17 protein-coding genes are annotated in these 17,283 nt (G+C 71.6%); 11 read left to right on the forward strand and 6 right to left on the reverse strand.

Translation table 11 applies throughout. From position 1 onward, the window contains the following. Window positions 1–3 precede the first annotated feature (3 nt). Both JIG36_RS01910 and JIG36_RS01915 read right to left on the reverse strand, forming a co-directional pair. On the reverse strand, window positions 4–441 hold the full coding sequence (locus tag JIG36_RS01910) for an SRPBCC domain-containing protein (RefSeq protein ID WP_203374213.1): 438 nt from the start codon (window positions 439–441) through the stop codon (window positions 4–6). Between the two features lie 48 nt (window positions 442–489). Continuing rightward, the gene (locus tag JIG36_RS01915; protein ID WP_203374214.1) at window positions 490–1,338 is read right to left on the reverse strand and encodes a helix-turn-helix transcriptional regulator; all 849 of its coding nucleotides are present in this window, start codon (window positions 1,336–1,338) and stop codon (window positions 490–492) included. A gap of 103 nt (window positions 1,339–1,441) precedes the next feature. Between JIG36_RS01915 and JIG36_RS01920 the strand changes: the two genes are divergently transcribed. From JIG36_RS01920 to JIG36_RS01930, 3 genes are read left to right on the forward strand one after another with little or no spacing between them, the layout of a single operon-like run. Beyond that, window positions 1,442–2,386, forward strand: coding sequence for an SDR family NAD(P)-dependent oxidoreductase (locus tag JIG36_RS01920; RefSeq protein ID WP_203374215.1), 945 nt, complete (start codon window positions 1,442–1,444; stop codon window positions 2,384–2,386). 49 nt (window positions 2,387–2,435) lie between these two features. Beyond that, window positions 2,436–3,137 carry a copper homeostasis protein CutC gene (locus JIG36_RS01925; protein WP_203374216.1) on the forward strand — a complete coding sequence of 234 codons (702 nt, stop codon included), beginning with the start codon at window positions 2,436–2,438 and terminating at the stop codon, window positions 3,135–3,137. 47 nt (window positions 3,138–3,184) lie between these two features. Beyond that, the gene (locus tag JIG36_RS01930) at window positions 3,185–5,419 is read left to right on the forward strand and encodes a putative bifunctional diguanylate cyclase/phosphodiesterase (protein ID WP_307872525.1); all 2,235 of its coding nucleotides are present in this window, start codon (window positions 3,185–3,187) and stop codon (window positions 5,417–5,419) included. On the opposite strand, the gene JIG36_RS01935 is transcribed toward JIG36_RS01930, so the two are convergent. Both JIG36_RS01935 and JIG36_RS01940 read right to left on the reverse strand, forming a co-directional pair. Next, window positions 5,388–6,185, reverse strand: coding sequence for an SDR family oxidoreductase (locus JIG36_RS01935; protein ID WP_203374217.1), 798 nt, complete (start codon window positions 6,183–6,185; stop codon window positions 5,388–5,390). The genes JIG36_RS01930 and JIG36_RS01935 overlap by 32 nt on opposite strands. Before the next feature lie 125 nt (window positions 6,186–6,310). Next, window positions 6,311–7,363: an aldo/keto reductase gene (locus JIG36_RS01940; protein WP_236045484.1), complete on the reverse strand. Its 1,053-nt coding sequence runs from the start codon at window positions 7,361–7,363 to the stop codon at window positions 6,311–6,313. A gap of 224 nt (window positions 7,364–7,587) precedes the next feature. Here JIG36_RS01940 and JIG36_RS01945 point away from each other — a divergent pair, with 224 nt between their 5' ends. Together JIG36_RS01945 and JIG36_RS01950 are read left to right on the forward strand one after the other, a co-directional pair. Continuing rightward, on the forward strand, window positions 7,588–9,231 hold the full coding sequence (locus tag JIG36_RS01945) for a fatty acyl-AMP ligase (protein WP_203374219.1): 1,644 nt from the start codon (window positions 7,588–7,590) through the stop codon (window positions 9,229–9,231). Between the two features lie 113 nt (window positions 9,232–9,344). Further along, a complete protein-coding gene (locus tag JIG36_RS01950; RefSeq protein WP_203374220.1) occupies window positions 9,345–9,569 on the forward strand; it encodes a DUF397 domain-containing protein in 225 nt (74 codons plus the stop codon). Here the strand turns inward: JIG36_RS01950 and JIG36_RS01955 are convergent. Beyond that, a complete protein-coding gene (locus tag JIG36_RS01955; RefSeq protein WP_203374221.1) occupies window positions 9,566–10,357 on the reverse strand; it encodes a class I SAM-dependent methyltransferase in 792 nt (263 codons plus the stop codon). The two genes, JIG36_RS01950 and JIG36_RS01955, sit on opposite strands and share 4 nt — an antisense overlap. 346 nt (window positions 10,358–10,703) lie before the next feature. Here JIG36_RS01955 and larE point away from each other — a divergent pair, with 346 nt between their 5' ends. From larE to JIG36_RS01975, 4 genes are all read left to right on the forward strand, one after another. Continuing rightward, entirely contained in the window at window positions 10,704–11,804 is a 1,101-nt protein-coding gene (gene larE, locus JIG36_RS01960) for an ATP-dependent sacrificial sulfur transferase LarE (protein WP_307872526.1), read from the forward strand. Further along, the gene (gene larB, locus JIG36_RS01965; RefSeq protein WP_203374223.1) at window positions 11,801–12,631 is read left to right on the forward strand and encodes a nickel pincer cofactor biosynthesis protein LarB; all 831 of its coding nucleotides are present in this window, start codon (window positions 11,801–11,803) and stop codon (window positions 12,629–12,631) included. Before larE ends, larB begins: the two co-directional genes overlap by 4 nt. Continuing rightward, window positions 12,628–13,863: a nickel pincer cofactor biosynthesis protein LarC gene (gene larC, locus JIG36_RS01970; RefSeq protein ID WP_307872527.1), complete on the forward strand. Its 1,236-nt coding sequence runs from the start codon at window positions 12,628–12,630 to the stop codon at window positions 13,861–13,863. The genes larB and larC overlap by 4 nt, the downstream gene beginning before the upstream one ends. 515 nt (window positions 13,864–14,378) lie before the next feature. Continuing rightward, the gene (locus JIG36_RS01975) at window positions 14,379–15,221 is read left to right on the forward strand and encodes an alpha/beta fold hydrolase (RefSeq protein WP_203374224.1); all 843 of its coding nucleotides are present in this window, start codon (window positions 14,379–14,381) and stop codon (window positions 15,219–15,221) included. Window positions 15,222–15,613: 392 nt separating this feature from the next. Here JIG36_RS01975 and JIG36_RS01980 read toward each other — a convergent pair whose 3' ends face one another. After that, entirely contained in the window at window positions 15,614–15,985 is a 372-nt protein-coding gene (locus JIG36_RS01980; RefSeq protein ID WP_203374225.1) for a hypothetical protein, read from the reverse strand. Window positions 15,986–16,230: 245 nt separating this feature from the next. Here JIG36_RS01980 and JIG36_RS01985 point away from each other — a divergent pair, with 245 nt between their 5' ends. After that, complete coding sequence (locus tag JIG36_RS01985; RefSeq protein WP_203374226.1) at window positions 16,231–16,572, forward strand: ArsR/SmtB family transcription factor; 342 nt, start codon at window positions 16,231–16,233, stop codon at window positions 16,570–16,572. 49 nt (window positions 16,573–16,621) lie between these two features. Continuing rightward, window positions 16,622–17,251 (forward strand): TetR/AcrR family transcriptional regulator, encoded by a 630-nt coding sequence (locus JIG36_RS01990; RefSeq protein ID WP_203374227.1) that lies wholly within the window; start codon window positions 16,622–16,624, stop codon window positions 17,249–17,251. Window positions 17,252–17,283 lie beyond the last annotated feature (32 nt).

Below are 17,283 nucleotides of genomic sequence, written 5' to 3' on the forward strand. Positions count from 1 at the left end.
ACGTCAGCGGTCGGAGTATTCGGCGTCGGGGAACTTGTCGTACATCAGGTCGCCCTCGATGCCGTGCTCCAGATACTCCTTGAGCGAGGCGAGCACGAGCGTGAAGCCCGACATGGTCTCGACGGCGACCGCAGCCGGCTCGTCGTCGCCGAAGTCGGTCACCCGCACGCCGACGAGGCAGTGCTCACCGCGCGCCTCAAAGGTCAGCGTCACCGGCTGGCCGCCGTCCCAGCGCAGGTCGAGCTGCTTGCCCGGTTCGGCCGCGACCACCTCGACGCCGGTCTCGGCGCCGGCGATCTTGAAGATCCAGTGGACCTTCGCGCCGGTCTCCAGCCGGCCGGACGAACTGGCCAGCCAGAACCGGCTGATCCGGGACGGGTCGGCGAAGGCCTCGTACGCCTCGTCGGCCGACCGGCGCACGAGCAGGTTGACGTCAACCACCGGTTCCCACATCGCTCGACCGCACCACAGATGGCAGTCGGTGGCAACTCAACCCGCGGTGAGCGCCTGGGTTCCGAGGACGACGGCCAGCGCGAGCCGGTCGGCGTCCTCGGTGCCCGGCTCGGCCGTGTAGACGGTGATGCGCAGGTCGTCCAGGGCGACGACCAGGGTGTCGCAGTCGAGCGTGAGGCGACCGGTGGCCGGGTGGTCGATCACCTTGCGCTTGGACGTGTCGGGGGACGGGGGCGGGACGTCGGAGTCCCACAGCTCGGCGAAGCGGGGGCTGGCGGCGGCCAGATCGCCGACGAGCCGGCGCAGCGCCCGGTCGGCCGGGTAGCGCGACGCGGTCAGGCGCAGGTCGGCGATCAGCCGCTGCACGTGTTCGGCCTGCTCCTCGGGCGTGTGCACGACCCGCGGGTTGGGGGCCAGCAGGTTGCGCCAGATCGCGTTGCGTTCCAGGCCGCTCCACGTCGTCGTGTCACCCATCAGGGCGTCGTACGGCGCGTTGGCCAGCACCAGCGTCCACGTGGCGTCGTAGACCACGACCGGGGTGTGCGCGAGCCGGTCGAGCAGCCGCTGCACGCTCGGCGTGACCCGCGACGACACCACGTCGAGGCCGGGCGCGGCGTGCCCGGCCAGCTGGTAGGCCAGGTCACGCTCGGGATCGGACAGCCGCAGGGCCCGGGCCAGGGCCTCCACCACCTGGGCCGAGGGCGCGGTCGCGCGGCCCTGCTCGAGGCGGGTCAGATAGTCGGCCGAGATGCCGGCCAGCCCGGCCAGTTCCTCGCGCCGCAGCCCGCTGGCCCGGCGGCGACGGCCCACCGGCACCCCGACCGCCTCGGGTGTCACGCGGTCACGCCAGCGGCGCAGCATCCGGCCGAACTCCCACGACTCCATGCCTCCGAGTCTGCGCGCCCGGCCCGGCGGTTGTCCTGGCCCTGGCAGTCCTACGAAAACCGAACGCCTGCCTGAGCGCCGGCGACCGGCTCAGGCTGAGGACATGACAACCGTGCTGATCACCGGCCCGACCCGCGGCCTGGGCCGCGCCACCACTCTCGCCATGGCGGGCCGCCCGAAGGCCACCCGCCCCGACCTGCTGCTCGTGGGCCGTCCCGGGCCGGCGCTGACCGACATCGCGGAGGAGGCCCGCCGGCTGGGCGCGACGGTCCACGAGATCGGCGCCGACCTGTCCCGGCTGGCCGACGTGCGGGCCGCGGCCACGACCGTACGGAATCTGCTCGGGTCCGGCGCCGTCCGCCCGTTGCACGCCCTGGTCGCCAACGCGGGTGCGATGAACAGCGACACCCGCAACGCCTCGGCCGACGGGTACGAGCTGACGTTCGCGGTCAACTACCTCGCGCACGCCCAGCTCATCGCCGACCTGCGCGACGTGTTCGCGCGGCCCGCGCGCATCGTGCTGCTCGGCTCGAACACCTACCACGCCAACATCTGGCGCCGGATGCTCGGCGTGCCCGCGGCCGAGTGGTCCGACCCGCTCGACATCGCCCGCCCGGCCACCGGCGACACCAGCCCCGGCATGACCGCCTCGGGCGTCGCCTACTCCAACGCGAAGCTGGCGATCCTCTACTACGCCCACGAACTGCAGCGCCAGGTCGGCGACGGCATCAACGTCTCGGTCTTCGAGCCCGGCTGGATGCCCGGCACCTCGCTCGGCCGCGACGCCCCCGAGGCGGCCCAGCGCGTCGCCCGGGCCCTGGCCCGCATCCCCGGCGTCGCCACCCCGAAGAGCTCGGGACCTCAACTGGCGTCGATGGCCCTGGACGCCAAGTGGTCCCAGCTGCGCGACGGCGCCTTCGTCGTGCGCGACCGGCTGTCCCAGGTCAAGCCCGAGGCCGTCGACCGCGACCGCGAGCGGCGCCTGTGGGAGGCCACCGACGAACTGCTGGCGAAGGCGGTCCGCCAGGAACAGGGCGGTCTGAGATAATGATCGCCGTTCGTGCCCGCCCCTGAGAACAACTGGAGACCGCGCCCTGATGGTTGCCTTCGAGTTGGCTGTTCAGGACGCTCACGGCCTGGCCGTGGCCGCGCGTCCCGGGGTCGATCGCATCGAGCTGTGCTCGGCGCTGCCGCTGGGCGGGGTCACGCCGTCGATCGGGTTCATCGAGGCGGCCGTGGCGACCCCGGGCATCCCGCCGGTGCACGTTCTGGTGCGGCCGCGGCCGGGCGGCTTCGACTACTCCCCCGACGAGGTGGCGACGACCCTGTCCGACGTACGTCATGCGGTGGCCGCCGGTGCGTCCGGGGTGGTGATCGGGGCCGTACGGGAGGGAAGGGTCGACGCCGACCTGGTGAGCCGGATCGTCGAGACGGGCGCCGACGTCACCTTCCACCGCGCGTTCGACACCCTGCCCGACCCCGCCGAGGCCATCGACGACCTGGTCAAGCTCGGCGTGCGCCGCATCCTGACCTCGGCCGGGGCCGACCGGGTGGCCGACGCCCTGCCCGCGCTGTCGCGGCTGGTCACCGAGGCCGCCGGCCGCATCGAGATCATGGCCGGCGGCGGGGTGCGGCCCGAGGTCGTGGGCGCGATCGTGCGGACCGGGGTGCCGGCCGTGCACGCCTCGGCCAAGCGCACGCTGCCCGAGACCGGCGGGGCATCGCTGGGCACGGCCGACGGCGGCCGCGAGACGACCGACGAGGCCGAGGTCGTCCGCATGCTCGACGCCCTGCGCTGAGGCCCGGCGTCACTCAGTTTTTCGGGCCGACGGCCGAATGTGTTGCTGTGCCGAATGTGCTGCCCGCCCGGTGGTGGGCCGTGTGGCTCGCGTGCGGGGTCGTGGCGACGGTCGCCTATCCCCTGCTGCCCTTCGGCTGGGCGCCGGTGGTGCTGTCCGGCCTGATCTCGACCGGGTCGGCCGCCACCATCGTGGTCTTCGCCCGGCGCAGCCGTACGGCGGCGGCGTGGTACCTGTTCGCCGCCGGGCTGATTGTCTGGATCGTGGGCGACGTCGCCTATGCCCGGCAGAGCATGAGCGGCGCCACGGCGTATCCGGCACTGTCCGACTACTGCTATCTCGCGGCCGTGCCGGTCATGGCCGTCGCCCTGTTCCGCCTCACCCGCGAGCGTGGCTCCCTCTGGTCGGGCACGCTCGTCGACTCCGCGATCATCGCCGTCGCCGTGGGCATCGTCTACTGGGCGCTGGTGATCGAACCGATCCTCTCCGACGAGGCCACTCCGCTGCCGGCCCGGCTCGCCACGGCCGGCTCCCCGACCGTCGGCGTGCTGCTGTGCGCGGTCATCGTGCCCATCCTGCTGCGGCACGGGCACCGCACGGCGAGCCTGTGGATGCTGACCGCCGGCAGTGGCATCACCCTTGCCCTGAACGTCGTCTGGACGCTCGTGCCCGGGGTGCCGGCGCAGCTCATGCCGTTCCTCTACTCCGGTTACCTGCTCGCTTACGCGCTCTGGGCCGCCGCGGCCGCCCACCCCTCCCCGGTCACGACCGTCGCCGCCGAGGGTGACCGCCTGGGCCGCAGCCGCCTGGTCGTGCTGACCGGGTCGATGCTGCTCGTGCCGGCGCTGCTGATCGTGCAGGGCGAGCGCGGCGAGGTGCAGAGCAGCTGGTTCGCCGTCGCCGTCGGCTCGATGGCCCTGTTCGTGCTGGTCGCGACCCGCCTGTCCGGTTACATCGGCCGGGTCGACAAGCAGGCCCGCCAGCTGCGCGACCAGGCCACCCACGACGACCTGACCGGCCTGCCCAACCGGCGCGAGTTCGAGCGCCGGGCCACCGCGGCCGTGGCGGTCGAGCCGGGCCAGGTGATGATGCTCGACCTGGCCGGCTTCAAGCACATCAACGACCGGCTCGGTCGCGCCACCGGCGACCAGGCCCTGGTGGCGGTGGCCGGGCTGCTGCGCGACGCCGTCCGCGACGGCGACCTGGTGGCGCGGATGGGCGCCGACGAGTTCGCCGTGCTGGTGCGCGACACCCGCCCGGGCGAGGCCGACGCGGTCGCGGCCCGGCTGGCCGACCTGGTGCGCCGGCCGGTGCACGCGGGCGAGCACGAACTGCTGCTGAGCGCCCGGGTCGGCGTCTCCTCGGGCACCGGCGTGCCGGCGGCCGAGCTCGTCCGGCGCGCCGACACCGCCCGGTACGCGGCCAAGGCGGCGGGCGGGCACGTGGTCGTCTACAGCGCCGGACTGGACGAGCAGGCCGAGGCGGCCGAGCGGCTCGGGGCCGACCTGCGGCACAGCCTGGAGGACGGCGACTTCCACGTGGTCTACCAGCCCATCGTCCGGCTGAGCGACACCCGTACGGTGGCCTTCGAAGCCCTGGTCCGCTGGAACCACCCGGTCCGTGGTTTTGTCAGCCCGGTCGCGTTCATCCCGGTCGCCGAGGACAACGGCCTCATCGTCGAGCTGGGCGAATGGGTCATGCGCACGGCCTGCCACCAGCTGGCCGCCTGGCGGCGCGACCTGGGCCCGGCCGCGCCCGGCTACATCAGCGTGAACGTGTCGGCCCGCCAGCTCAGCGAACCCGGCTTCGCCCCGGTGGTGACCGGCATCCTGGCCGAGAACGGCCTGGAACCGCGCTCACTGCTGGTCGAGGTCACCGAGACGGCCATCTTCGGCGGCGGCGTGGCCATCGAGGCGGTCGAGGCCCTGCACGAGGCCGGGGTGCTGATCGCCCTGGACGACTTCGGCACCGGCCACTCGTCGCTGGGCCTGCTGCGCACGGTGCCGGTCGACGTCCTGAAGGTCGACAAGTCGTTCGTCGACGAGATCAGCGAGTCCCCCGGCCGGGCGGTGATCGTCGACGCGCTCATCCACGTGAGCAACGGCCTGGGCCTGCGCGCGGTGGCCGAGGGCGTGGAGACCGCGGAGCAGGCGGCCTACCTGCGAAGTCTCGGCTATCAGTACGGCCAGGGCTACTACTTCGGCAAACCCGTGCCCACCCCCGGATTCACCGACGACCAGCCGTCGATCGTCAGCGGGACAAGTCGTGGCGGCGGTGGGTGAGCTTCTCGACCAGGGCCGTGGGCGCCAGGCGCCGCAGCGGGAAGACCACGGCGGCGTTGCTGCCCACGGCGTAGCGCTGGCGGGGCCGCTTGGCCTCGATCGCGGTGACGATGGTGGCGGCGACCCGTTCGGCCGAGACGCCGGCCGCCTCGTTGCGGTTGAGGGCGGCCAGCATGCGCTCGTACTCCGCGCGGTGCGGCGATCCCGGCTCGATGTAGCTGGTGCGGCGCTGGCTGATGCCGGTGGCGATCGCGCCCGGTTCCACAGTGGTCAGCCAGACGCCGTACGGGGAAAACTCGTGTCGCGCCCCGTTGGCGAACCCCTTGATGGCCGCCTTGGTGGCGACGTAGGACGAACGGTAGGACAGCGGGAACGACGCGAGCATCGAGCCGACCATCACCACCCGCCCGTAGCCACGCTCGCGCATCCCCGGAAGAGCCAACTGCGCCGCCCGTACGGGACCGAGGACGTTGACCTGGAAAAGGCGGCTCAGCGCCTCACCCGGCAACTCCTCGAACGGCCCTGACTGGCTCTCGCCGGCGTTGTTGACGAGGATGTCGACCGTCTTCAGGGGCCCGGCCAGCGCCTCGATCGACGCCGGATCGGTGAGGTCGAGCGGCAGATATTCGACGCCCGCCACGGGCTGCTCGACCTTCTCCGGGTGGCGGCTCGTGCCCAGGACCCGGTAGCCCTTGGCCACAAGCGCGGCGGCCGTGGCCAGGCCGATGCCGGAGGTGGCGCCGGTGACCAGCGCGGTGCGATCCATCGACGCATGCTATCGGGCGGCTTGGTGGCGTGCCGCTTCACCGGGCCGCGGTCCTGGGCGGCGCCGCGTTCGCCGAACCACCTCACAGCGCCACACCACTCTCCTCCTGCTCTCCTCAAAACGCCTTACCGGGCAGCGGCGGTGATTCCGTTGATCGATGTGGTGCCCTGCTGGGCGGGAACGCCGAACGCCCGCAGAAAGCCGGCCGGGAAGTTGAGGTCGGGCGTGGTGCGCGCGCTCAGGTCGTTTCGCTCATCCTCGCTCAGTTCGACGTCCAGGGATGCGAGGTTGGCGTCCAGTTGAGCGATTGTGCGCGCACCGATCACCGTCGAGGTGACCAGGGGCTGCTGCCGGACCCAGGCCAGCGCGACCGCGGCGACCGTCGTGTTGCGCGTTGTGGCGATTTCGCGCAACGCGTCGATGAGCGAGTACGTGCGTTCGTTCAGGTGCCGGCCGACGAACATGCTCCGCCCGGCGCCGTCCGGGTTCGAGTCGTCGCGGGTGTACTTGCCGGTGAGCACGCCGTTGGCCAGCGGACTCCACGGCATGACGCCAAGGCCGAGTTCCGGCGCAACGCCGAAGAGCTCCCCTTCCGACGTACGTTCCAGCAGGTTGTATTCGACCTGAATGGCGGCGACGGTGGTCCAGCCCCGCCACTCGGCCAGGGTGGCCATGCGCGCCACTGCCCAGGCCGGCGTGTCGGACAGCCCGACGTAGCGGACCTTTCCCTCGCGCACCAGATCGTCAAGCGTGGACATGGTCTCTTCGAGCGGCGTGTGCCGATCCCAGTTGTGCTGCCAGTAGAGGTCGAGATAGTCGGTGCCCAGACGCCGCAGCGAGTCCTCGATGTGCCGCCGCACGGCCTTGCGCCCCGTGCCGCCGTTGTTCGGGTCCGTCGGGTCCATGCTGAGCGCGACCTTGCTGGCGACGACCAACCGGTCGCGCATGTGGCGGTTCTTGCCGAGGTACGCCCCCAGCACCTCCTCGGAGCGCCCGCCCATGTAGGCGTTGGCGGTGTCGACGAAGTTCCCGCCCGCTTCGAGGTAGCGCTCGAGGATCGCGGTCGAGGTCTCGTCGTCCGCGCCCCACGAGGAATCCCCGAACGTCATGGTCCCCAGGGCGAGCGGGCTGACGCGAAGTCCAGTGCGCCCAAGCGTGCGGTAATCGGTCAGTTTCATCGCTCTGTCTTCCTCAACGTGTGTTCGTGGTGATCGCCGTCAGCCGGCCGCAATAAAACCAACTAGCTGGTTGGAAAGACCGTAGGGCGAATCGCGAGCCCGAGTCAACCATCCGGTTGGTTTTATTGCTGGCGGCACAGACCACCGCCCCGCGCCAAGACACGATCATGGGACTGGCCGCGTAGCGTGAGGGCGGATCGGGTCCGTCCAGCGTGGGAGGCCGCGTGAGTCGCTTCGTCGAAGGTGTGATCGCGAACGCCGGCCGGGCGCGCACCGGCATGGTCACCGGGGAACCCGGCGAGGCCAGCCGGCAGACGTGGTCCGAGGTGCACCAGCACGCCCGGCGCATCGCGGGTGGGCTGATCGCGGCGGGGCTGCGGCCCGGGCAGGCGGTCGCGGTGCTGGCGGGCCAGCCGGCCGAGATCGCACCCGTGGCGCAGGGCATCTGGCTGGCCGGCGGCAGCATGACGATGCTGCACCAGCCCACCCCACGCACCGATCTCAACGTCTGGCGTGACGACACCTTGCGGGTCCTGCGCATGATCGACGCGCAGCTGGTCGTGGTCGGCGCGCCCTTCGAACAGATGGCTCCGATCCTCGATGCGTACGGGATCAGGAATGTCGGCCCCTCTGATCTGGCGACCGCGCAAACCGGCGGCGGGATCGCGGTGCCGGTCGTCACCGGCGAGGACAGCCCGGCATTGCTGCAGCTCACCAGCGGCTCGACGGCCGAACCCAAGGCCGTCCGCATCACGCACGGCAACCTCTATGCGAACCTGACCGACTCCAGCCGGCATCTGAGCTGCGGCGAGGACGGCGTCATGGTCTCGTGGCTGCCGATGTTCCACGACATGGGCATGATCGGTTGCCTCGCGCTGCCCATGCTCAGCGGCCTCGAGCTGGTCAGCGTCACGCCGGCCGACTTCCTGGGCCGTCCGCTGCTGTGGGCCGAGCTGATCAGCCGGTACGGCGGCACGATCACGACCGCGCCCAACTTCGCGTGGGCGGTGCTGGCCCGCCAGCTGGCCCGGGTCGAACCGGGCACCCTCGACCTGTCCACGTTGCGTGTCGCGTGCAACGGGGCCGAGCCGATCGACCCGGCCACCATGCGTGCCTTCATCGCTGCCGCGGTGCCCTTCGGCTTCGACGCGGGCGCGGTGAACTGCTGTTACGGCGCCGCCGAGAGCACCCTCGCGATCTCGCTGTCCGAGGTGAACGAGCCGATGACGCTCGACGCGGTCGACCCGGTGGCCCTCGAACGCGACCGCGTCGCCAAACCGGGCCGGCGCGAGATCCCGATGCTGGGGCGGCCCTACCCGAGCGTCGAGGTGCGGGTCGTCGACGACGAGGGCAAGGTTCTGAGCGAGCGCCAGGTCGGCCGGATCCAGCTGCGGGGTGAGTCCGTGACCGACGGCTACATCACGCCCGGCGGATACGAATCGGCGCTCGACGACGAGGGCTGGCTCGACATCGGTGACGAGGGGTACCTGGCCGACGGTCAGATCGTGGTGTGCGGGCGGCGCAAAGACGTGATCATCATGGGCGGCCGCAACATCTATCCGACCGACATCGAGCGGGCGGCCGGGGCGGTTCCCGGCGTACGGGAGGGAAATGTCGCCGCCGTCCGTCTGCTCGCCGGGGAGGGCGTGACCCGCGAGTCGTTCGCGGTGCTGGCCGAGTCACGCCAGGCCGGCGACGAGGGCGCCGCCCAGCAGATCGCCCGTGAGGTCACCGCCCGCGTGGTCGCCGAGATCGACGCCCGCCCGGCGCGGGTGGTCGTGCTGCCGCCCGGTTCGCTGCCCAAGACGCCCTCGGGCAAGCTCCGGCGGGCCGCCGCGCGCACTTTGCTGGGAAATACAAGTGATTGACTGCGATTAATTGACAGTCGGCTTCCGGACAGTCGCTGGACATAGCGCTACTCCGTTTACTCCATACGATGGGCTTGGGGTGAACCCGAACTGATCCATGGAGGTGGAGAGTCATGCATCGGCCCGATTTCCGTTCGGCCCGGTGGCGCAAGTCCATCAGCAGTTCCGAGACGAACTGCGTCGAGGTGGCCCTGGTTGACGGGTTCATCGGGGTCCGCGATTCGAAAGACCCGTTCGGCCCGGTGCTGGCGTTCACCCGGTCAGAGTGGGCAGCGTTCCTGACCGGGGTCCGCGGTGACGAGTTCGAACTCGAGGAACTGGGCCACCGGCCGCTTTAGTTGCGATCAACTCCGGTTGGCATAACGTTTGTCAATGGGCTTGATCGACCCGTGTAGAGCCACGCGTAACGACGCAGGACGATGCGGTCGCGGCGGTTCAGGTCGTCGAGGAGGCGCCGGCGGAACTCGTCGCGGCGTACGGGCGGAAGGTCGTCGAAGAACTTGCGGGAGCCGTGCGTCTGGAACCACTCCCACAGGGTTCCGGCGTCGCCGACCGGCAGCTCGACCCGCAGGTCGGTCTCGGTCACGTCGGTGAAGCCGGCCAGGGCCTCGAGCTCGTCGAACGGCGCGCCCATGCCGCCGCCGGGCGGAAGATGCACCGAGAACGCCGCGAACAGTTCGTTGGCGCCGTCGGCGAACTCGAAACCCTCGGGCACCCGCCCGGGTACGGTGAACGCGAACAGGCCACCGGGCTTGAGAACCCGCCGCACCTCGCTGACCATCGCGGCCGGATCGTCCAGAAGGTGCACAACCAGACCGGCGGTGACCACGTCGAAAGTGCCGTCGGGAAAGTCCAGCGACGCCGCGTACATCACATGGGCGTCCAGCTCGGGCCGGAGCAGCGCGACCATGGCCGGCGCGGCGTCGGTGGCCGTGACCGTGTAACCCCGCGACCGGGCGGCGAACGCGACGGCGCCGCGACCGGCACCGACGTCGAGCAGGCGATCTCCCGGGGCCGGCGCCGGGAGACGGTCGGCCGTCAGCCGGCCGAACGAGGCGAAGAACGGCAGCACCGAGTCGTACGAGCTCGCGAGACGATCGAACAGGGCGACCACGTCGGAGGACATAGTGCCGCAGAGTGCACGTTCCGGCCCGGCATCATCAACCGATTTAGCTGAGCGTGGCCGATCGGCCACCTCGCAACCGCAACAAATGGCAACCGCTTGCCAGCCCCCGGGGTCGGCAGCGTGCAATGACAGCGTGACAATTCCGGAAGCTCCCGATCTCGCCCGCGCGACGGATCCCAGCCGTGCGACGGATCCCGGCCGTGCGACGGATCCCGGCCGTGCGACGGATCCCGGCCGTGCGACGGATCCCGGCCGCGTGACGGATCCCGGCCGCGTGACGGATCCCGGCCGCGTGACGGATCCCGGCCGCGTGACGGATCCCGGCCGCGTGACGGATCCCGGCCGCGTGACGGATCTCGCACGCGCGACGGATCTCGTCGCGGCGCGTCTGCGCGGGGTCGAGCGGCTGGGCGTGGCGTTCTCGGGCGGTGTGGACTCGTCGGTGCTGCTGGCGCTGGCCGCCCGCGCGCTCGGTGCCGGACGGGTGCTGGCGATCCTCGGCGTGTCGCCCAGCCTGGCCGCCGACGAGCGGGCCGCGGCCCATGGCGTGGCGCGGCACATCGGCGTGCCGGTGGTCGAGATCGAGACCGACGAGGGTTCCCGCGAGGCCTACCGTGCCAACGGCCCGGACCGCTGCTTCCACTGCAAGGACGAGCTGTTCACGCGGATCGGGGCGGAGATCGTTTCCGCGTACGGGCTCGACGCCGTGGCGTACGGGGAGAACGCCGACGACGTACGCCGTCACGACCGCCCCGGTGCCCGGGCCGCCGCCGCCCACCATGTGCTGGCGCCGCTGGCCGATGCGGGTCTCGACAAGCTTTCCGTACGCCGTGTCGCGCGCGCCCTGGCCCTGCCGTGTGCCGACAAGCCGGCCGCGCCGTGCCTGGCCTCGAGAATCCCGCACTACGAGATCGTCAGTCCCCGCAAGCTGAGCCAGGTCGAACAGGCCGAGGCGGCGCTGCGGAGACTGGGTTTCGACGACCTTCGCGTACGCCACCACGGGGACATCGCCCGGGTCGAGTTGAGCGCCGACGACCTGGTGCGGGCCGTCACCTCGCCGACGCGCGAGCAGATCCACGAGGCCGTGACGGGCGCCGGCTTCCGGTTCGTGACGGTCGACCTGGCCGGCATCCAGTCGGGCGCTTTCACCGGCGCATACACCGCTTCCTCGGGCAGTTCCCTGGCCACGCCGAGCACGAACGAACAGCTCGCCACACCGAGCACGAACGAACAGCTCGCCGCACCGAGCGGGAATGGACAGCTCGCCGCACCGAGCGGGAATGGACAGCTCGCCGCACCGAGCGGGAATGGACAGCTCGCCGCACCGAGCGGAAATGGACAGCTCGCCGCACCGAGCGCGCGTGGACAGGCGACGGCGGCCGAGCGTGGGACCGGCCTCTGCGCGAGCTGTGCGACGGCCTCGGCCGAGCTCGGGACCGGCCGATGAGCGGCGATCTCACGTCGTACGCGGAACTGGATCTGGATCGGACCCGGCGGCGTGGTTATCCCGAGGCCGTCTACTGCGCGGGCAAGACACCCGAGCAGGTGGCCGGCATCGCGACCGCCCTGCGTGACCGGGCGGAGGGCGTCACGCTCTTCACCCGCGCCGGCGCCGAGCACGCCGAGGCGGTGCTGGCCACCCTGCCCGACGCGTTCCACGACCCGGTGGCCGGTCTGCTCGCGTGGCCGCCGGAGCCGCCCGAGCCCACCGGCGACCGGGTCGTCGTGGTGGCCGCCGGAACCTCCGACCTGCCGGTGGCGCGCGAGGCCACCCTGACCGCCCAGTACCTCGGCCGCGCCACCGACCTGATCGTCGACGTCGGTGTGGCCGGCCTGCACCGGATCCTCGGCCACGTCGACCTGCTGCGCCGGGCCCGCGCGGTCGTGGTCGTGGCCGGGATGGACGGCGCCCTGCCCGGTGTCGTGGCCGGCCTGATCCCGGCCCCGGTCGTCGCGGTGCCCACCTCGGTCGGCTACGGCGCCGCCTTCGAGGGCCTGGCCGCGCTGCTGACCATGCTGAACGCCTGCGCGCCGGGAGTGGCCGTGGTGAACATCGACAACGGCTACGGCGCCGGGCACCTGGCCGCCCAGATCACTGCCCCGCCGGGCCCGGCCGCTCCGATCACCGCCCTGCCGGGCAGGGCCGCCCCGACCACCGCCCCGCCGGGCACGGCCGCCCCGACCACCGCCCCGCCGTCGGCGGCCTCCATCCCGGTCGCCGATCCGAGCTTGAGCACGGCGATTGCCGGCCGCGTCGACCCGGGCCGGCCGTGAGACGTCACGCCTGGGTCGACGCGTCGGCCGGGATCGCCGGGGACATGCTGCTGGGCGCGCTGCTCGATGCCGGCGCTTCGCTCACGGTCGTACAGTCCGCGGTGGACGCCGTGTCGGGCGGAACCGTGCAGATTCGCGCACGGGAAGTGACCCGCGGCGGAATGCGTGCGCTCAAAGCGGACGTCGAGCCGCTGGTCGACGACCCGCCGCACCGGACCTGGCGGGATGTGCGCGACATGCTCGAACGCGCAGGATCGTCCACCGACACCGCGGTCGCCGTGTTCCGGTGCCTGGCCGAGGCGGAAGCGCGCGTGCACGGCACCAAACCAGACGACGTGCACTTTCACGAGGTCGGCGCGCTCGACGCGATCGCCGACGTGGTCGGGTGTTGCGCGGCCCTGGCCGACCTCGGGGTCAGCACGGTCTCGGCCGGGCCGGTCGCGCTGGGTTCGGGCAGCGTGCGCACCCGGCACGGCCGCCTGCCGGTGCCGGCGCCGGCCGTGGCCGAGCTGGCCAAGGGCTGGCAGGTGTCGGCCGGCGGCGACGGCGAACTGGCCACGCCGACCGGGCTGGCCCTGCTGCGCAGCCTGGCCCGGGCCTGCGAACCCCTGCCACCGATGACGCTGGACGCGGTCGGCATCGGAGCCGGCACCCGTGACCCCGAGGGCCACGCCAACGTCGTACGCGTGATGATCAGCAGCGCCGAGGCCGCGCCGGCGGCGCAGATCGTGGAGAGGGATGAACCCGACGACCGGGCCGTGCTCCTCGAAGCCAACGTCGACGACCTCGACCCGCGGTTGTGGCCGGGCATCCTGAACAGCTTGCTCACCGCCGGCGCCTCGGACGCGTGGCTGGTGCCGATCGTGATGAAGAAGGGCCGGCCCGCGCACACGTTGAGCGTTCTCTGTCCGTCCGGTCTGGCCGGCCCGTTGCGCGATCAGATCTTCCGTGACACCAGCACGCTCGGTGTCCGGCACAGTCCGCGCGGAAAGGTCGCCCTGGAACGCTCGTTTGCCGACGTGACCGTGCACGACACGCGCATCCCGGTCAAGGTCGCGCATCGGGACGGTGTCGTGCTGCAGGTGATGCCCGAGTTCGAGGACGTGGCCGCGCTGGCCCGCCGCCAGGACCGCCCAGAACGGCTTGTGCTGCAGGACGCCCTCGCCGCCGCCAGCGGGGCCGGCCTGATCGTGGGAGCCGCCCTGCCCGACAACCTCCGTCCCGCGCAGTAGGCCCACTCGCGTTCGTGCAGTCGGTTCGCTCATGCTCGCGCAGTCAGTTCGCTCATGCTCGCGCAGTCGGCTCGCTCATGCTCGCGCGGTCGGTTCGCTCGCGTTCGTTCGGTCGGTTCGGTCATGCTCGCGCAGTAGGCCCGCTCACGTTCGGCGGTCAGTTCGCTCATGCTCGCGCAGTCGGCTCGCTCGTGCTCGTGCGGTAGGTCTGCTCGCGTTCGCGCAGTCAGTTCGCTCATGCTCGCGCAGTCGGCCCGCTCGTGCTCGTGCGGTAGGTCTGCTCGCGCTCGCGCAGTCGGCTCGCTCATGCTCGCGCAGTCGGCCCGCTCATGCTCGCGCAGTCGGCCCGCTCATGCTCGCGCAGTCGGCCCGCTCATGCTCGCGCAGTCGGCCCGCTCATGCTCGCGCAGTCGGCCCGCTCATGCTCGCGCGGTCAGTTCGCTCATGCTCGCGCAGTCGGCTTGCTCATGCTCGCGCAGTAGGTCAGCTCGCGTTCGCGCAGTACGCTCCCGATCATGATGAACAGCGTCGTCCGGGCCGCTGACGGTCACACGATCGGCTATCAGGTCCGTCCGCCGTCGGGGGACACCGACGGGGCCACCACGGTTGTGTTCCTGCCCGCGCTCGGCGTGCCGCTGTCGTATTACGCGCGTTTGTTCGACGTCTGGGCCGCGGCCGGGCGCCGGGTCGTCGGGGTCGAGCATCGCGGCCAGCCGATGAGCCCGATCGCCGGGATCCGGCGCGGACGCTTCGGCTACAGCGACATCATCCGTACGGACCTCCCGGCCGTGTTCGCCCTGCCCGAAGTGAGCGATTCCGAGCGTGTGGTGCTCATCGGTCACAGCATGGGCGGCGCCCTGGCGTTGCTGTCGACGGCGGCGGGCACGGTCGCGCCGGACGCCGTGGTCACCATCGCCACCGGAACCAGCTGGTGCAGCGCCGAGTTCGGGGCCCGGCGACGCGTGCAGCGCTACGCCGGTATCCGGGTCGTCCGGACCGTCACGCGCACGCTCGGCTACTGGCCCGGCCACCGCCTGGGTTTCGGCGGGCGCCAGCCGAGCACCGTCATGCGTGATTGGGCGTACGAGGCCAGCCACGGCCGTTTCCGCCTGCACGGTGACGCCTTCGACTACGAGTCCGCGCTGTCCGAACTGAAGACGCCACGGCTGATGCTCGACATCGAGGGCGACGACCTGATCAACCCGCGGGCGGTGGCGCTGCTGGCCAAGCGGGCGGCCAAGGCCGAGCGGATGCGGGTGAACTCGGCCGACGGCGTCCGGGTCAACCACTTCACTTGGGCCCGCCGCATGCCGGCCGAGGTGGCCGCCCCGATCGACGAGTGGCTGGCCATGCTGTAGCGGCCGCCCGATCCCGAGGCGCCGCCGGTCTCACTCCCGCGTGCCCGGCGTGGCCCGGCCGTTTTCACTCGCGCCCGCTTGGCGTGGGCCGCCGGTCTCACTCCCGTGTGCCCGGCGTGGGCCGGTCGGTTGCGCGTGAGAGTGTTGCAGCCGGCCTCATCCCGGCTGCTTTGCATGGGCGGCCGATCGTGAGCGGCTGCTAAGTTTCCGGTCCCACCCCGCGAGCCCGGTCCGACCCCGCGAGCCCGGTCCGACCCCGCGCGCCCGGTCCCACCCCGCGCGCCCGGTCCCACCCCGCGCGCCCGGTCCCACCCCGCGCGCCCGGTCCCACCCCGCGCGCCCGGTCCCACCCCGCGCGCCCGGTCCCACCCCGCGCGCCCGGCCTCGGATCGTCAGATCTCCAACTGCTGCTCGATGACGCGCAGGCGATGCCGGGCCATGGCCAGATTGGCGCGGTCGCGGTGCAGCGCGAGATAAATGAAGAGGCCGCGACCGTCCGGCGAGGTGACCGGCCGGAGCAGGTGATATTGCGTGTCCAGCGTCAGGAGAATGTCCTCGACCTTCTCGTTCATTCCGAGCATTTCCAGCGTACGCAGTTTCGCGCGCAACACCTCGGTATTCGTGGCGGCCGCGACGGACACGTCGAAGCCGAAACCGCCGCCCGCCGTCCCGAGCGCCATGCCGCTGGTCCAGTCCACGATCGCCACCGCGATCGCGCCCTCGACCTGCAGCGCGTCCTTGAGTGCCACGTCCATCTCGGCCATTGATCAGGTGCTCCTTCCGTACGGCGTGAGGCCCAGCATGGCCCGCAGCGGCGGATGTCGATCGGACAGCGGGTCCGTCGTGACGCCGTACGGGCGCATCAAGGTTGTGATGTGCGGAACACGAATTGAAGACTTCTGCAATTCGGCAGATCACCAATTTCGGATCGTCGCGGTCGTGCCCGGCAGTTTCCCGGCCCGGTGAATTCCGTAGGATTGCCGCACGTTTGTGAGGTGGGGAGACGTCGATGTCAGTGCCGCTCTATCAGGCGAAGGCCGAGATGTTCCGGACGCTCGGCCATCCCGTCCGCATCCGGGTCCTCGAGCTGCTGCAGGCCGGCCCCCGCCCCGTGCGAGACCTGCTCTCCGAGATCGACGTCGAGCCGTCCAACCTCTCCCAGCAGCTGGCGGTCCTGCGCCGCACCGGCGTGGTCGTCTCGTTCCGCGACGGCGGCCTGGTCATGTACGCCCTGAGCACCCCCGACGTGGCCGACCTGCTGGCCGCGGGCCGCCGCATCCTGGGCGCGGTCCTGTCCGACCGCGACGGCCTGCTGGCCGAGCTGAAGGCCCACAGTGCCGCCGACCAGTAGTCGCCGCCGCTGATTGCAACCATCCAGTTGGTTGCATACGCTCGGGGTCATGGCCTATGACTCCGCCGCTACCCGCGCGCGCCTGATCGACGCCGCGTTCGACGAGTTCGTGGAGCGTGGGCTGGCCGGCGCGCGGGTCGACCGCATCGCGGCCGCGGCCAGGGCCAATAAACAGGCCATCTACGCGTACTTCGGGTCGAAGGACGGACTCTTCGACGCCGTGCTCGCGGCCCGCCTCGGTGTGCTGGCCGACGAGGCGCCCTTCACCCCGGATGACCTGGTCGGGTATGCCGTCGCGCTGTTCGACGCGCTGGGTGACGCCCCGGGTGTGTTGCGGTTGACCCAATGGAACCGCCTCGAGCGCGGCGACGCCACCCCGGGCGAGGTCGAGTCGCACCGTGACAAGGCCCGGGAGGTCCAGAAGGCGCTGGGCCTGCCGGACGAGACCCGGGCCACCGACGTCCTCGAGATCGTGATCGCGATGAGCATGACGTGGGCCACCATGCCGGCCGCGTTGCGCGCGGCCACGGGCAAGGCGCCGAAGTCACGCCGCGAGGACCACCGGACAGCGCTGATCGACGCCGTGAGTGCGGTGTGCCGGTCCTTCGACCGGGCAACCGTTTCCGGAGCTTCCGGAGACCAGCCCCGTCCACGAGCCAGAACCACCCGCCGCCGCTGACGCCGGCAACGCCGGGGGCCCGTTGAGCAAAG

Origin of the sequence: Paractinoplanes ovalisporus, from assembly GCF_016834655.1 — a bacterium.
In the GTDB taxonomy this organism is placed as follows: Bacteria; Actinomycetota; Actinomycetes; order Mycobacteriales; family Micromonosporaceae; genus Actinoplanes; species Actinoplanes ovalisporus.

Bases quoted from the DNA above. Each gene is read 5' to 3' on its own strand.
- JIG36_RS01915 (WP_203374214.1), bottom strand. From the start codon at position 1,338: ATGGAGTCGTGGGAGTTCGGCCGGATGCTGCGCCGCTGGCGTGACCGC.
- JIG36_RS01940 (WP_236045484.1), bottom strand. From the start codon at position 7,363: ATGAAACTGACCGATTACCGCACGCTTGGGCGCACTGGACTTCGCGTC.
- JIG36_RS01935 (WP_203374217.1), bottom strand. From the start codon at position 6,185: ATGGATCGCACCGCGCTGGTCACCGGCGCCACCTCCGGCATCGGCCTG.
- JIG36_RS01975 (WP_203374224.1), top strand. From the start codon at position 14,379: ATGATGAACAGCGTCGTCCGGGCCGCTGACGGTCACACGATCGGCTAT.
- JIG36_RS01925 (WP_203374216.1), top strand. From the start codon at position 2,436: ATGGTTGCCTTCGAGTTGGCTGTTCAGGACGCTCACGGCCTGGCCGTG.
- larB (WP_203374223.1), top strand. From the start codon at position 11,801: ATGAGCGGCGATCTCACGTCGTACGCGGAACTGGATCTGGATCGGACC.
- JIG36_RS01985 (WP_203374226.1), top strand. From the start codon at position 16,231: ATGTCAGTGCCGCTCTATCAGGCGAAGGCCGAGATGTTCCGGACGCTC.
- JIG36_RS01980 (WP_203374225.1), bottom strand. From the start codon at position 15,985: ATGGCCGAGATGGACGTGGCACTCAAGGACGCGCTGCAGGTCGAGGGC.
- JIG36_RS01950 (WP_203374220.1), top strand. From the start codon at position 9,345: ATGCATCGGCCCGATTTCCGTTCGGCCCGGTGGCGCAAGTCCATCAGC.
- JIG36_RS01990 (WP_203374227.1), top strand. From the start codon at position 16,622: ATGGCCTATGACTCCGCCGCTACCCGCGCGCGCCTGATCGACGCCGCG.
- JIG36_RS01955 (WP_203374221.1), bottom strand. From the start codon at position 10,357: ATGTCCTCCGACGTGGTCGCCCTGTTCGATCGTCTCGCGAGCTCGTAC.
- JIG36_RS01920 (WP_203374215.1), top strand. From the start codon at position 1,442: ATGACAACCGTGCTGATCACCGGCCCGACCCGCGGCCTGGGCCGCGCC.